This is a genomic window from Ruegeria sp. AA6 (assembly GCF_056542865.1).
The window spans coordinates 198,397-212,792 of the sequence record NZ_JBQGAN010000005.1 but is presented as its reverse complement, the minus strand read 5'-3'; the positions used below and the strand labels follow the sequence as shown (position 1 = coordinate 212,792).

Here is a 14,396-nt window from a genome sequence, read left to right as displayed (position 1 = left end):
AATGAGCGAACTTCTTACCCACGAAGAATACAAGGCCATTGCCGCGCAACTGACCTTCCCGACCAATGCTTTTATCGACGGGGCCTTCCAAAAGCCGAAATCCGGCAACACCATGGACACCGTGAACCCGGCGACCGGCGAAGTTCTGGCCAAGATCGCGGCCTGCGGCCCTGAAGATGTCGATCTTGCGGTCGAAAAGGCGCAGAAAGCCTTTGACGCTGGCCATTGGTCGCGCATGCACCCGGCCGAGCGCAAGGAAGTGCTGATCAAACTGGTCAAGTTGATCAAACGCAACCGGCATGAGCTGGCGGTGCTGGAAAGCCTGGAAAGCGGCAAGCCGATCGCGGAATGCCAGTTGACGGACATCCCCGAAACGATCAATACCATCAGCTGGCACGCCGAGGCGGCCGACAAGATGTACGACCAGATCGCGCCTGCCAATGACGATGGCATCGGCCTGATCGTCCGGGAACCTCTGGGGGTTGTCGGCTGTGTCCTGCCCTGGAACTTCCCCATCATGACGATGGCCTGGAAGATCGGCCCTGCGCTGGCGACCGGCAACTCGGTCATTGTGAAACCGGCGGAACAGACATCCATGACCGCGCTGCGCCTGGCTGATCTGGCGAAAGAAGCCGGTCTGCCCGACGGTGTTCTGAACGTGCTGCCCGGTCTGGGCACGGATGTGGGCGAGCCGATGGGTCGTCACGACGGAATTCAGGCGATTTCCTTCACCGGCTCGACCGAAACCGGTCGTCGCTTCATGCAGTATTCTGCGGAAACCAACATGAAGAAGATCGTGCTGGAATGCGGTGGCAAGAACCCGGCTGTGGTTCTGTCGGATGCGGAAGATCTGGATTCGGTGGCCAAGCACGCGGTGTTCTCGGCCCTGTGGAACATGGGTCAGAACTGCACCGCAAATTCGCGCCTGATCGTTCATAAGGACGTCAAGAAAGACCTGATGGCCAAGATCAAGCTGCAGCTGAAGAACTGGAAAACCGGCGATCCGCTGGATCCCACCAACCAGCTGGGCGCCATCGTCTCGCGCGAGCAGTTCGACAAAGTCATGGGCTATATCGAAGGGGCCAAGGCGGACGGTGCCAAGGTCATCACCGGCGGCAACGCGATCGAGTCCGATGCCGGTCTGTTCATCGAACCCACCGTTTTCGACGATGTGACCCCGGACATGACCTTTGCTCAGGAAGAAGCCTTTGGCCCGGTCGCCGGGATCATGACCGTCGGATCGGACGCAGAAGCCATCGAACTGGCCAATGACACCTGCTATGGCTTGCAGGCATCCCTGTTCACCTCATCCGTCAAGAAGGCGATGCGCTACAGCCGTGCGTTGCAGGCGGGCACGGTGACGGTGAACTCTTACGGCGAAGGCGACATCACCACTCCGTTTGGCGGCTATAAACTGTCCGGCTTTGGCGGGCGCGACAACTCGCTGATGGCGCATGACCAGTATTGCGAGGTCAAGACGATCTGGATCGACATCTCGGACGATCCGGTCGACGACGCCGTATAACGCTCCTCCCCTGATCGGCGTAGGTCTTGCAACACACGCCGATCTCCTTCTCCCACAACAGCGGGAGGAAAGGCCGCCGCTCCTCCGGCGGCCTTTTTATGTGACATGTAATGAGGCTCAGAACCGTGTGATGGAATACATCTCGGCGGCTGGGTCAGGGTCGTGCGACAGCAAGGATGACAGCAGCTTGGCAGACCGCGCCGAATGCGTCAGGCCATAATGCCCATGCCCGCAATTGTAGAACACCCGGTCGCTGTGGGCCGAGGCGGAAACAACCGGGCAGGAATCCGGGAATGACGGGCGATTTCCCCACCACTCCAGGGCGTTTGACGTGTCCAGGCCGGGGAACAGTTCCTGGCTGATACGGTAGAGGGACTTGAAATAAGACAGGTTTGGCGGCCTGTCCGGGTCGACATATTCGGCCCATCCGCCAATCCGCAGACCGCCCGTGATCTGCGTCGCCACAATCCCCCGATCTGCGAAGATAATGGGCAGCTTCAGATCGCCTATCCCTGCATTCGGGAAGGTCAGATTGTACCCTCGCTCTGCCGCCAGCGGCAGCTTGTCCCCCAGTGCGTGCGCAAGTCGGGTCGAGCGGACACCTGCGGCGACGACACAATAGTCGAACTGCAACCGTTCGGCCCCTGCTTCGACGTCAACCCCTTTGGACGTGGCGCGAATGCCATCAACCTTCTGCTGCCGGAACTCGGCACCCAAGCCACGAGCCGCCGCCGTGATGTCCCGCACAACTTCAAGCGAGTCCGTTACCGAGCCCCAGGATTTTTGCCAAACCGCGTGCTGGAATGCCGGATTCAGGGCTGGCAGCACAGTGCGGAGCTTGGCGGTATCCCATAGCTCGGACCCATGGCCTGCGGCAGTTTTGGCCGCCCAGGCAGGCTGCGATGCGTCAAAGCTCTGACGTGAATCATAAACACAGGCGGCACCGTCAAAGGCGATCTTGTGCCCGATCCCGGCGGCCTCAAACATTGCTGTCATATCCGCGACGGATGTGCGTCCCAGTTCGGTCATAGCTGCGGACGCACGTTTGAACCTCTCACCCCGCGACGTCTGCCAGAACCGCCAGAACCAGCCGATCTGCCCGGGCATGTCTCGCAATGGAACCTTCAGCGCGCCATCGCGGTCCATCAGCATCTTCAAGGCCGTCCAGTGAATGCCCGGTGTACTAAGAGGATGGATATCGCCATAGCCAATTTGACTGGCGTTTCCGAAAGACGGCCCCCCTTCGCCCGGCGGGAAGGGGTCAAAGACGGTGACATCGTAACCAGCGCGGACCAACTCGAACGCGGTGGCGGTTCCGATAATCCCGGCACCGACGATTGCAACGGATGTCATAGCGATCTTCCCCTAGTCCAACAGGTCAAACGCATCGCCCCAGCAATCGGCAACCATGTATCCAAGCGGGAAAGGATCTGTCGGGTCGATGCCGATCTGATGCATGCCGTGGATCCACCCACGACCCGAGATGCGCGGCAGGATGGCCTGTTTGCCCGCAACGGTTGTCTCGCCAACAAATTCCACCTGAAACTTACTGTCGATGATCGACCGGGCAATGGCCTTGTGGCCCACTGACACCTCGCCCCGCGCGGCCTGCACCGCCATGCGGGCCGCATTGCCGGTGCCGCAGGGCGAGCGGTCAATGCGGCCCGGCGGCAGAATGGTTGCGCCCTTCATCACGCCGTCGGCATCATGGCCAACGAACATGGTGTAGGAAATCCCCTCAAGCCCATCCAGCGTTGGGTGCTGAATGTCCAGTTGCGCATTCACGGCCCGGTGCACACGAGAACCGATGTCTACAAGCTTGCGCGCAGTCTCGGTTGTGATGGCCATATCGAACTGACCGGGATCGATCAGCGCATAGAAAATCCCGCCAAAGGCGATATCGACCGTGACTTTGCCCAGCCCTTCGACCTCAACCACGGCGTCCAGTTGATCCGCATAGCAGGGCGTCATGTCCAGCGTGACCCGCTCGCATTTACCGTCCTTGCAGGTGGCCGTTGCGCGCACCAGACCCGCAGGCGTGTCCAGGGTGACGATTGTCTCGGGCTCGCGCATTTCCACCATGCCGGTTTCCAGCAAAACAGTGGTGACACAGATCGAGTTCGATCCCGACATCGCATGGGCTTTGTCGCCCTGCAAGATCATGAAACCCGCATCCGCTTCGGGCTGGGACGGCGCAAACAGCAGATTGGTCGACATCTGGGCAGACCCGCGGGGTTCAAACACCAGAAACCGACGCAGGCTGTCATCGACCTGATTGAGATAGTTCATCTTCTCAAGCATGGTCTTGCCAGGCAGATCAACCACGCCGCCTGTGACAACCCGCCCAACCTCACCTTCAGCGTGAGCTTCGATCATCGAGATCGTTTTTTTCCAACGCATACAACAGCCTTTCCTGAGGTTCGCAAAAATCTATCTTGTCGACAATCAGAAGACAATCAGTATCTCCGAAAAGACCCGCAACCCCAATTCCCCGCGCCGACCCAGAAAATCAATGACAGAAAACTACTGAGCCCAGCGACCAAAAATTACACAAAAAACAAAACCGTCAGAAGTGATGAGGACAATCTGCCTTCTGTCAGCCGCCCGAAACTAGTCTTCTTGTAGACGCGAGAGATCGACGCACGTCTATATAACCTCTTATCATGCATCAGTTTCTTCCCTGTTCTGCCACATCATCCAATCGCAGAATTTGATCACCCCGGCGACAAAGTGATACGCGCAAGGTATAACCAGATAGTAACTTGGCATCTTTTCCAAAAGCATGCCGCGTAGCAAACCCTCTTTCAGTAGAGCGCCCAGATCACCTACACGAACAGAATTCCTGTGAGCTGTTTGGATCTCCGCAGACATCTGAGGCGCAAGCACACCCCCCGATTTGAAAACGTTACGGCTTTGAACTTACGCCTTAGACCGAAGCAATCCGTCACCGGACATAAGACCCTTGAAGTGTTTTATAGGCACCGCACCCAGACAAACCAGAAACACCCGTCGAAGCGCGTGCAGTCTCGACCAAAGTGACTCGGGAACGCACCAAGACCAAAACGTGAAACTGGGGAATTAAGTGGGAAACCGGAAATTCATGGGTCGCGACAAAACAGAGGTAGACCTGAGTTTTCCTAGTTATATCAGCATGGTGCGGGTGGAGGGACTTGAACCCCCACGCCTTGCGGCGCCAGAACCTAAATCTGGTGCGTCTACCAATTTCGCCACACCCGCAGTGCCAACCCAATGAGCCGGATTGACGTGGTCAATAACAAAGCCTGCGGTGGAGTGCGAGAGGTAAAATTACGTTCGTCGAAGTTTATTTCTCGCTCTCCCACAACTATCCAGTCTTCGGCAAAACACACCTCAATTCCGAACAAGAATGATTTCATTCCGCACCCGAACGATCGAACCCAGTTCAAATTTCTAAAGTGCCACTGTGCTAGAAAAACCAGAGAGGACTTCCTTCGATTTCAAGCGCTGAACAAGTAGTTTTCGTTTCAAGGTCGCTTCAAATCACCTCTTAAATCAAACGCGCTTACGTTGAGTAACCTGATATGCAAAGCGCTAAGACAGGTAAGTCGAGTGTAAGCAATCGCCTCTTCTCAAGAGCTGGCGAACTTTGGCTCCCGTGCCAGGTTCTTTTACTTTTCTTTCTATACAACCACTTAAGAACTAAAAAGCACAATAAATCTACGCGTTCGAACGCTTGGCCTTCGACGTGACACCAAATCCAAAAAAATATTCAAATTTACGAATTCGACCAAAGGTTGAGGGTCTCCGCGGGTCCGGATCATATTTGCGCCACATTTCAAACGCCAAAAAATCTTATTCGCGTCAAAATAACACCGCGTTGCCAGTAATTGATGAAGCGTGGGAGTTAATGAGTCTTTTTGCCTACGGGTACAGTACCAGTTTTTTGCTCAACTCGAACACAAGGGTCTTTGCCGTGACCAATACGATGAATGCCGCTGCTACCGAGCAAGACGCCGTTGGTCTTGCACGCGAAAGTTTCCTTGGGGAATTGAAATCACTGAACCGGAACCATCCGAATACGGGGTTTGGGGTCTCATTGCGCACCCATTCCGGGGGGCACTACCTTCTCGCCAACTCGCGCATGCCACTGCCCAAGACCAAGTCCCAGGGTTTTCCGACAGGCCGACGTCTGGCCATGCTGGAAAACAGCGAACAATTCAGCTCGATCGAGGTTTTGGCGGATTCTAATGCCTATGAAGAGATCGCGCCGGATGTCGAAGCAGAAATTCTGGGCAACGCCCTGAATCTGATCGCCCGGATCGATATCCTGACCAGCAACCCGGATTGTCAGGATCAACACCCCATCGCTGCTACTGGAACCGGAGGCTAACCATGGCGCGCAACGACCATCTTCTGTCCGTTGGCAACGAGGCGCTGACGCCGATGACTTCGGCCATGGCTGCGCTGTCGACGCAGATTGATCAATTGACAGAGGTGGCAGACGCGCGGTCCTCGGCGCGGCTTGCGACGCTAAAGACGCGGATGGAAAACTTTACGGCCAGTGTCACGCTGGTCGGGCAGGTTAAGGCTGGTAAATCCTCGATCGTGAACATTCTGGCCGGACGCCCTGCCCTTCTGCCTTCGGATGTGAACCCGTGGACATCCGTGGTCACGACGCTGAACATCAACACCCGCACCGAAGGCGACAAAAAGGCCAAGTTCACATTCTTCGAACAGGAAGAATGGGACAACCTCATGGTCGGTGGCGGCCGTCTGGGTGAGTTGGCCAACCGGGCTGGCGCCGATGATGAGATGGAGGATATCCGCCGTCAGATCGGTGCAATGAAGGCCAAGTCCGAGTCACGTCTGGGGCAGCATTTCGATCTGATCCTGGGCCAAAGTCACCAATATGACTATTTCGACGAAGAGCTCATCCAGCGTTATGTCTGTCTGGGCGATGAAGACGACCCGGATATCAATCCCAAGACCGGGCGCTTTGCCGACGTCACCAAATCGGCGGAATTGTTCATGGACATTCCGCAGTACCCGATCTCACTGAAACTCTGCGATACGCCGGGCGTAAACGATACTTTCATGGTGCGCGAACAGATCACCCTGCGCAGCTTGCGCGGGTCTGAAGTCTGTGTGGTCGTACTGGCCGCCAGCCAGGCGCTGACCACTATGGATATGGCGTTGATGCGGATTATCGCGCAGTTCGAGAACCGTCAGATCATCCTGTTTGTGAACCGGATCGACGAACTATCCGATCCGGTCAATCAGGTGCCGGAAATCCGTGACCGGATTCAGGACACGCTGAAACAGAACAATATTGACACCAACACCAGCGTTGTGTTTGGTAGCGCGCTTTGGGCCGAGGCCGCTCTAACCGGCAACCCCGACATTCTGAACGAAGATTCGCGCGAAGCACTGAACACTTTCTATCTGGCCGCAGGGTTCGGGGATCAAGCACCCTCGCTTGATAAAATCTGGGCGCTGTCCGGCCTGCCTGACCTGCTGCTGGCCATGAACGAGCGTATCGCCGAAGGCGCAGGCACACGCTTGCTGGATCGTGTCCGTCACCGGGCCCGCAATATTGCCAGCCAAATCCGCGCGACCGCAGTGGCCAAAAACCTTTCCGACGGTCAAGGCGTTGTTCGTGACCTGGATGGTGTAGCACCAGAAGAGGCCATCGCCAAAGTAACCGAAGAATACGAAAAGAAAGCCGCCGCATTGGTCACGTCGTTGCGTGACAAAGTGCTGGAACGCCTGAAGTCAGCCGAGGAAAACTTCGTCAAGCGCGCTACGGATTCTTTGATTGCGCACCTTGAACAAAATGGCGAGCAAGGCACCTGGCAATACGACCCGGCTGGCCTTCGTACGCTTCAAAAAGCGGCCTATTTCAGCTTTGCACGTTCGATGCGCAAAGAGGCTGGTGCGCTTTACAGTACTGCTGCATCGGATGTTGAGGCTCTGTACCAAAAGTTGCTGGGCAACCATCTAGGAGAATTCAGCATCGAGGCACCAATCGTCCCCCGCGTCCCGCCGCCACTTGGTATCGGGCGCACCATCGCTTTGGACCTGCAAAGCACGTGGTGGCGTCGCTGGTGGCAGCGTCGGAAAGGGTTCGAAGCATATGCCGCCGATTACACACGCCTGATCGCATCTGAGGCAAACTCGATCACTAAGGACATCGAGGAAAATCAGATCGCAGCGGTTCTAGAAAACGTCCGGGCCGGTTTGGCCGACTTCCTGCGCGAGCAGAAAGAGACCTTGCTGAATATCTCCGCCTCGACCGAGCAAGACCCGAACCAAGCGGCTCTGATGGCGGGTGTCGCACCCAAAAAATCGCGTGACGACATTCTGGGCGACATCCTGAAAGATCTAAGTAACGAGGCAGCATAAGTAGCGATATGGCAAAAGATTCACAAACCCGCTTCGTATCCCCCAAGGCATGGAACCGCATCGAGCAGTGGTCCAGACGCAAACCAATCTTTGCGTTGATGGGAGAATTCAGTGCCGGAAAGTCGACGCTGATGAACTTTTTGCTGCGATCGCACGCGCTTCCGACACAGGTCACAGCTACGCAATTGCCGCCCGTCTGGTTCAGCTGGGGCAAACAATCAGCCTATGTTCAGCGCCCCGATGGTAGCCGTGAAAACATTGCCGTGGATCAGTTGGATACTGTTGGTGTCAACGACGCCCAGTTCGTTCGCATCTATCTGGAATCCGACATTCTGGAAGCCGTGGATCTGATTGACACCCCCGGAATTTCCGACCCCAAGATTTCCAGCGACGTCTGGCGCCGAGCGGTTGGGCATGCAAATGGCGTGCTGTGGTGCACCCACGCGACCCAGGCCTGGCGTGAAACCGAGCGGGCAACTTGGGTGTCACTGCCGGAAAGACTGCAACATAACTCTCTGCTATTGGTAACGCGTGCGGATGTTTTGGGGCAGAAAGACCGCCAGAAAGTTCTGCGCCGTGTCAACCGCGAAGCGGGCCATCTGTTCAACCGCTCGATCCTGTTCTCGGCCCGCGATGCAATCACTGCCCGCGACAAGAGTGGCGATGCCGAGCTTTGGGCCCGCAGCGGCGGCGGCAAGATGGTCGACAGCTTCCTTGAGATCACCGAACAGATCATGGACAATCGTGCCGATCTGCTGTCGCGCTATCAGATCGACAACACCTTGTCCGCGGCTCCTCGCGTCCAGCCCATTCGACCTAAACGCAAAGCGGAACTGGATGATGAGCCAACACAGCTGAAACTGGTGAACCCAGTCTCGGAGGCAATTGACGAAGACGAAGTTGTAACCAACTTTCCCATTCGTCCCACCCGGGTTGAGCGTCGTACGGAAGATGTCGACCGCGAAGAACGTATTGACGCTGCCGAGGCCGAACGCCTGCGCGCTGAAATGACGTCCGAAGAACCAAGCACAAGCCCGGACCAAGCCGCGGATGAGAACGAGTTGCGCGCATTTTTCAGGGATACGCCCAATAGCAGTCTGAACTTGTCGGAATTTGTAGAATCTCCGGGCAATGAAGACTCGTTCGATCTCTTGGACGAAGATGAACGGGAAGACGAGGACGATCTGCTTTCCGAGGCAGAACCGGTAGAAGAGACGCCCGTTTCGACCCCAACTAATTTCAGCCCATCGCTGGAAGACGATCTGGCAGACACGCCAGAGCAAGCGCAGGCTGCGTCGGAAGAGCCTGAGGAAATGCGGGCTGGGAAGTCGGTCTCATCGATCGCCGCGTTACTGGCCGAACAATCAAACGAAAGTGACGAAGAGTACGAACCGGAACCGGAAACCAGCGGCCTGATGGATATGCAGGTTGTGCCTTTGTCCAAATGTAGCACATCGGAAAAGGCAATTTTAGCCAGCGAAGACAACGAAAAACTGCAAAACTTGCTGAGCGTCCCAGCGGGTGCACCGCTCAGTGCGGCGTCAATGTGGCGCGAAATCACGGCGGACGAAGAGCTGCCTGACAGCGTTGAAGGTATGAAGAACATCTTCAGCGCCTTCCTCGAAGAGTTTGACCAAATCTCGGCCGAGCATTTCGCGCGTCGGGTCAAGGAAAAGGGACATCCGGTCCCAAATGGGTCAAAAAACGGTGGTGCGGAATACCATGTGTTGTGACCAGAAGCGCGGGTGAACGGCGATGACGATCAAAGCCGCACTTAACTCTGCAATGAAAACCATACCCGACTGCATCGCAGCCGGGTATGTCGATATGGAGACAGGGATGTTGCTGGGGACCAACACCTCGGACCCCGACAGTACGGACGTTCTGGACAGTCTTGCCATTGCCGTGGCTAACCTGTTCCAAGGACAGGGAATCAAAGCCTTCGAAGAATTGATACGTACAGCCGACTCCGAAGTCTCTGAAAACCCGGGATTTGGGGAAATCGCGGTGTTTTCGAACGATCGACTGAACATCTTTTTGCGGACCCGGGCGTACCCCGATCATGTGGTCTGCTACATCTGCCGCAGCAGTGCCAATGTTGGTTTGGCGTTGACGAAATCTCATCTGAGCCTCGGTTCCGTCGCGGCCGCAGTTTAGACCGGATCTGAGGGGGTCACGGGATGATGGATACAGACATACTTGAAATGCTTGACGACATCGGGCGTTCGTCTGTAGCGCGAATGACTCCGGCAGTGACGATTGCGGGTGAAACCGCGCAGATACGGCGCGAAAAGGTTTTGCGCACCATACGCGGCACGATTCTGCCCCGTCGTCTGGAGTTCACCGCGGCCAATGGCGATTGCCTCGCCATCGAGGTCAATAGCTCTCGTGTGACGGATGTTTTCCGTGTGCAGTCAGGGGTAGCCCCGGATTTCGAAACGGAATCGCGTGAAGAACTGGCAGGCAAATTGGCCCAACTTGTCAGTGACATCGCATGCTCTCCCGCCCCCTTGGAGTTGATTTCGCTGCAACCGGACACCGCGCTAGAGGCCGATGATGTCGGCATTACGTTCAGCGAGATTGAGGTCGCATGCAAAGGCATCGAGTTGCCTACCGATCCGGTCATTTCTATTGTCGCTACCGACCCAGAGCCAGATTACGCAGAACACAGGCAAGACGCCTCCACCTCTCTGGCGGCTCTTTTCTACGAAGGGTCCGAGCAGTTTGCGCAAGGCCGTGTTCTGGTCGATGGATCGGGTGGCGCACCGCAGCGCGCCGATGGTTCATTCCAAGCAGGTGAACCAATGCACCCGGATGCAGACCTGTTGTCCCGCTTTGCCCAAGACCTTGCCGGATGGGATGGGGATGCGACCACTGCAATGGACCATCCACAACTGATCGTCATGCGCCCATCGGGCGGCAAAGGAACCGGTGTGGCCGTTCTCAACGACGGCGAAAACTTCGCCATGGCCGTTCATGAGGCGCGTAAATTGGGCGCGGTTGTCAGTCTTTGGACTTCTTTAAAGAGGCCGGACGGATGACTACGCCCAAATTGTTCAATTTTTCGATGAATTCGATCCGTGATTACAAGTTACCAGGGTAAGGTTTATGAGTGAAAGCAACCGTCTTGAGTTAATCCGAATTGCCGAGGACATGAACCGGAGCTCTAACGAAGAGACCCGCCAGTTCATCTCGCGCATTGTCAGCGACCTAACAAACCTGAAGCCCTCGATTGCCTTTGTCGGGCAGATCAAGGCGGGCAAATCTCGTTTGATCAACGGCTTCACTGGGCAGGCCGAATACCTGCCTTCGGATGTAAATCCGTGGACGACTGTGATCACCGATATGCACTTCGGCCATCCATCGGGCCGCACCAAAGGTGCTGAATTCCACTTTTTCGATAATCGCCAATGGCAGGCGCTGATCGCCGAGGGCGAAGAACTGCGCAACATGTTCCCTGATGACGAGGACAGCTACAAGCGCGAGATGATCGAAGAACAGGTCGAGGCGATGAAAACTCGCGCCCAGCTGCGATTGGGCGCGAGCTACAAGCATCTGCTGGGTCAGCATCACGACCTTGATGAACTGACTTCGGACGATCTGGCGCGTTATGTCTGCGCCGGGGACGACCCAACCGAGGACGGTGAACACGATCCAGGGTCGGATCGCGGCCTTTACAGTGACATCACGCGAAAGGCCGAAGTCTATTTCGACATTGGCCACTTCCCTTTCCCATTGACGGTGACGGATACACCGGGTGTGAATGACCCGCTTTTGATCCGCGAGGAAATCTCGCGCCAATATCTCAAGGAATCTGACTTCTTTGTCGTGGTTCTGTCCGCGCATCAGGCGCTGTCGCGCGCTGACTTGAAACTGTTCCGCCTGATGCAGGCGCTGGAATTGGGTCAGATCGTCGTCTTTATCAACCGCGTTGATGAACTGGGCGGCGGCGCCGACGATGCAGGCAAAGTCCGGGCGGACGTTATGGATGGTCTGGAAAGGGCGCTTGGGAACTCGGATATCGACGTGTTGATGGGCAGCGCACAATGGGCGCACTACGCGCTGACCGGCGATGACACAGGCATCAACCACGATGAAGTTCTGGCCTGGTTGCGCGCACATCCTGCGCAGATGAAGCAATATCTGGACGGCGTGGAAGAGATCAAACAGGGATCGGGTCCGATCAGCCGCGAAGGTGTTTTGCGTTTTGCCGCGATGATCGCCTCGGGGCTGCCGGACCTGCGTCGCCATGTCACCAGCGCCCTGACCGAAGGTCCCCGCAACGAGCAGTTACGGATGGCCTGGCAGCACCTGAACAGCTTCGCGCAAGGCGAACTTGAGCGCAGCAAAGCTCATCTCCGCGCAATCGAAGATGACATCAGTCCAAATGCAGAAAGCGACGGCGAAAACAACAAGACTCTGACCGAGCTGCGGACACTGGTGACACAAAAAACCGCAGATATCGTCAACGACATGGACGACGTTCTGGCCAATCTGCGCGGCGTGATGGATGACACGGTGGCTGAGTCCGTCTCGGCAGTTGTGCGTGGCCCGAACGGCGATTCACCGTTGCTGGCCAAAGGCGGTGAAACTGAGCTGAATTTTGGTCCCCTGCGCGACCGTATGCGAGAGCTTGTTCAAGGCGCCACGCAGGTGGTCCGCCAACGCATGCTTAGCGAGTTGTACTCGATCGACATGCAAAGCAACGCGGCTCTGCGCGCCCTGCCCGGCTGGCAGGATCCGACGGACAATCGCATGAATACCAGCGCCGTACGATGGTTCCGGCCGGACACTACGGCTCTTACCCGCGGCATTACGGTTGAGCTTCGGGTGACCTGGCTGTCGCGGCTTATCTCACGCAAAAGCGTTGTAGCACGCGCCGAACGCCTGATTGTGCAGGAATTCGAAATGATCGGTGACGATCTGGTCGACACTGCGCGCAGTGATCTGATCGAGCGTTTGAACACGGTTCTGGATCATTTTCTTGCATTGCTGGCTGGGCATCTTGAACAACGGGCCGGAACCGGCCAAACCAATGAACGAACCGAGGCTCAGGCGTCATTTGACCAGGCTCAGCGCATCAGCGAAGAGCTGGGCGCGATTTTCGGCGCGGATGACGTAGACAAAAGACTAGCAGAGGCTGCGGAATGATTGAATTTCCCGGAACCGAACAGGAAGTAAGACAATTTGAACGCTTTCTGAACGCGACCGAAAAGCTGCCAACCGACCCGAATCTGGACAAACTGCGCGAGCGCGCTCTGGCCCATGCCGAGCGGTTGTCCAACGCGGTTAACATCGGTTTTGCCGGAGAATTCGGAGCCGGAAAATCAAGCCTGGCTAATATGTTGGCCGGAGCGGATATTCTGCCCACCGGGCCGCAGCATTTGAAGCTGCCCCTCGTCATTGTTGCCTATTCCGAAATCCCCGAAACCACGGTTGGTTGGTGGGATCGCGAACCCAAAGTTTATTCGGGTATCGCGCTGGAAAAAGCCGCAGTGGACGAACCTGACTTTATCTCAGTCGGTCTGAACACCCCTGCGCTACAGGAAATTTCTTTGTTCGATCTGCCGGGCACGGGTGCGTTGGACGATACGTATAAGGCCACGCTCGATCTTCTGAAGTTTGTCGATTGCGCGATTTGGTGCACCAACGGCACCAATGCCTGGCGCGAGACCGAGCGCCACCTTTGGGCGCAAGTGCCGCAAGAGTTACGCGCGAACAGCCTGCTGGCCGTCACCCACACCGATCTGCCCCCAGTGCGAGACTCGTTAGATCGCGTTGTGTCCAGATTGAACAAGGAAAAGGGGGATTTGTTCCGATCGGTCGTACCCATAGGAACACCGGTTGCTGTGCGCGCCATGGAGCAGGAACCCGAGCCCGATTTTGCCCTGTGGGAAACCTGTGGCGGTCAGAATTTGGCGGAACAGGTTCTGCAAATCGCGTCAGACCGCCGCGCTGCAGATATCGAGGCCGCGCGGAACGATCTGAAGCAGGAATTCCTGCCTTATCTGGAAACATTGGGTGAAGTTGAGCCCGAAGTGGAACCAACGGGCACGGTGACCATGCAATCCACGCTGGAAGCCGCTCTGCCACCGCTTGAAAATCCGATCCTCGAAGACTGGCTGGCGGCCATTGCCAGCATCTACGAAGACCTACGCGAGTCGTCCGACATTGAACCAGCGGCCTTCCTGCACGCGTGTCAGGAAATCGTGGAGGACTTTGCTGAACGCCTAGAGCAAGGTGGTGAAATCGACCCTGCGGCGGACTGGATTCCTGGCGAGTTCGAAAAAGCCACCGACCTGTTGTTACTGTTGCAATTCGAAAGCGGCGACGCGCCTTTGAAAGATGCGATCAGCATTCTGGCACAGCTTAGCGACAACCTGGCCTGGGCCGGTAGCCGCGTAGAGACGGCTCAGCCAAAAACCGGCACTTAATAATTTCTCGTTAAAATTTAGCCGCGAAGCAGCGATTCGAGAGGCCCGGAATCGGG

General features: G+C 56.5%; 10 protein-coding genes and 1 tRNA gene. 8 read left to right on the top strand and 3 right to left on the bottom strand.

Annotated features, from left to right (window positions below):
- The first annotated feature begins 1 nt into the window (after nucleotide 1).
- Nucleotides 2-1,525: an aldehyde dehydrogenase gene (locus tag ACR0LN_RS09535; RefSeq protein ID WP_480429339.1), complete on the top strand. Its 1,524-nt coding sequence runs from the start codon at nucleotides 2-4 to the stop codon at nucleotides 1,523-1,525.
- 117 nt (nucleotides 1,526-1,642) lie between these two features.
- On the opposite strand, the gene ACR0LN_RS09530 is transcribed toward ACR0LN_RS09535, so the two are convergent.
- The 3 genes from ACR0LN_RS09530 to ACR0LN_RS09520 form a co-directional block, all read right to left on the bottom strand.
- On the bottom strand, nucleotides 1,643-2,878 hold the full coding sequence (locus ACR0LN_RS09530; protein WP_480429338.1) for an NAD(P)/FAD-dependent oxidoreductase: 1,236 nt from the start codon (nucleotides 2,876-2,878) through the stop codon (nucleotides 1,643-1,645).
- A 12-nt stretch (nucleotides 2,879-2,890) separates the two neighbouring features.
- A complete protein-coding gene (locus tag ACR0LN_RS09525) occupies nucleotides 2,891-3,925 on the bottom strand; it encodes a proline racemase family protein (RefSeq protein ID WP_480429337.1) in 1,035 nt (344 codons plus the stop codon).
- Nucleotides 3,926-4,677: 752 nt separating this feature from the next.
- Nucleotides 4,678-4,762: transfer RNA gene (locus tag ACR0LN_RS09520), tRNA-Leu, on the bottom strand.
- Between the two features lie 649 nt (nucleotides 4,763-5,411).
- On the opposite strand from ACR0LN_RS09520, the gene ACR0LN_RS09515 reads away from it, so the two are divergent.
- From ACR0LN_RS09515 to ACR0LN_RS09485, 7 genes are all read left to right on the top strand, one after another.
- Nucleotides 5,412-5,894, top strand: coding sequence for a hypothetical protein (locus ACR0LN_RS09515; RefSeq protein WP_480429336.1), 483 nt, complete (start codon nucleotides 5,412-5,414; stop codon nucleotides 5,892-5,894).
- A 2-nt stretch (nucleotides 5,895-5,896) separates the two neighbouring features.
- Nucleotides 5,897-7,906: a dynamin family protein gene (locus ACR0LN_RS09510; RefSeq protein ID WP_480429335.1), complete on the top strand. Its 2,010-nt coding sequence runs from the start codon at nucleotides 5,897-5,899 to the stop codon at nucleotides 7,904-7,906.
- A gap of 8 nt (nucleotides 7,907-7,914) precedes the next feature.
- The gene (locus tag ACR0LN_RS09505; RefSeq protein ID WP_480429334.1) at nucleotides 7,915-9,639 is read left to right on the top strand and encodes a dynamin family protein; all 1,725 of its coding nucleotides are present in this window, start codon (nucleotides 7,915-7,917) and stop codon (nucleotides 9,637-9,639) included.
- 22 nt (nucleotides 9,640-9,661) lie between these two features.
- Entirely contained in the window at nucleotides 9,662-10,063 is a 402-nt protein-coding gene (locus ACR0LN_RS09500; protein WP_480429333.1) for a hypothetical protein, read from the top strand.
- A 23-nt stretch (nucleotides 10,064-10,086) separates the two neighbouring features.
- On the top strand, nucleotides 10,087-10,947 hold the full coding sequence (locus ACR0LN_RS09495) for a hypothetical protein (protein WP_480429332.1): 861 nt from the start codon (nucleotides 10,087-10,089) through the stop codon (nucleotides 10,945-10,947).
- A gap of 67 nt (nucleotides 10,948-11,014) precedes the next feature.
- Nucleotides 11,015-13,057: a dynamin family protein gene (locus ACR0LN_RS09490; RefSeq protein ID WP_480429331.1), complete on the top strand. Its 2,043-nt coding sequence runs from the start codon at nucleotides 11,015-11,017 to the stop codon at nucleotides 13,055-13,057.
- Entirely contained in the window at nucleotides 13,054-14,340 is a 1,287-nt protein-coding gene (locus ACR0LN_RS09485) for a dynamin family protein (RefSeq protein ID WP_480429330.1), read from the top strand. Before ACR0LN_RS09490 ends, ACR0LN_RS09485 begins: the two co-directional genes overlap by 4 nt.
- Nucleotides 14,341-14,396 lie beyond the last annotated feature (56 nt).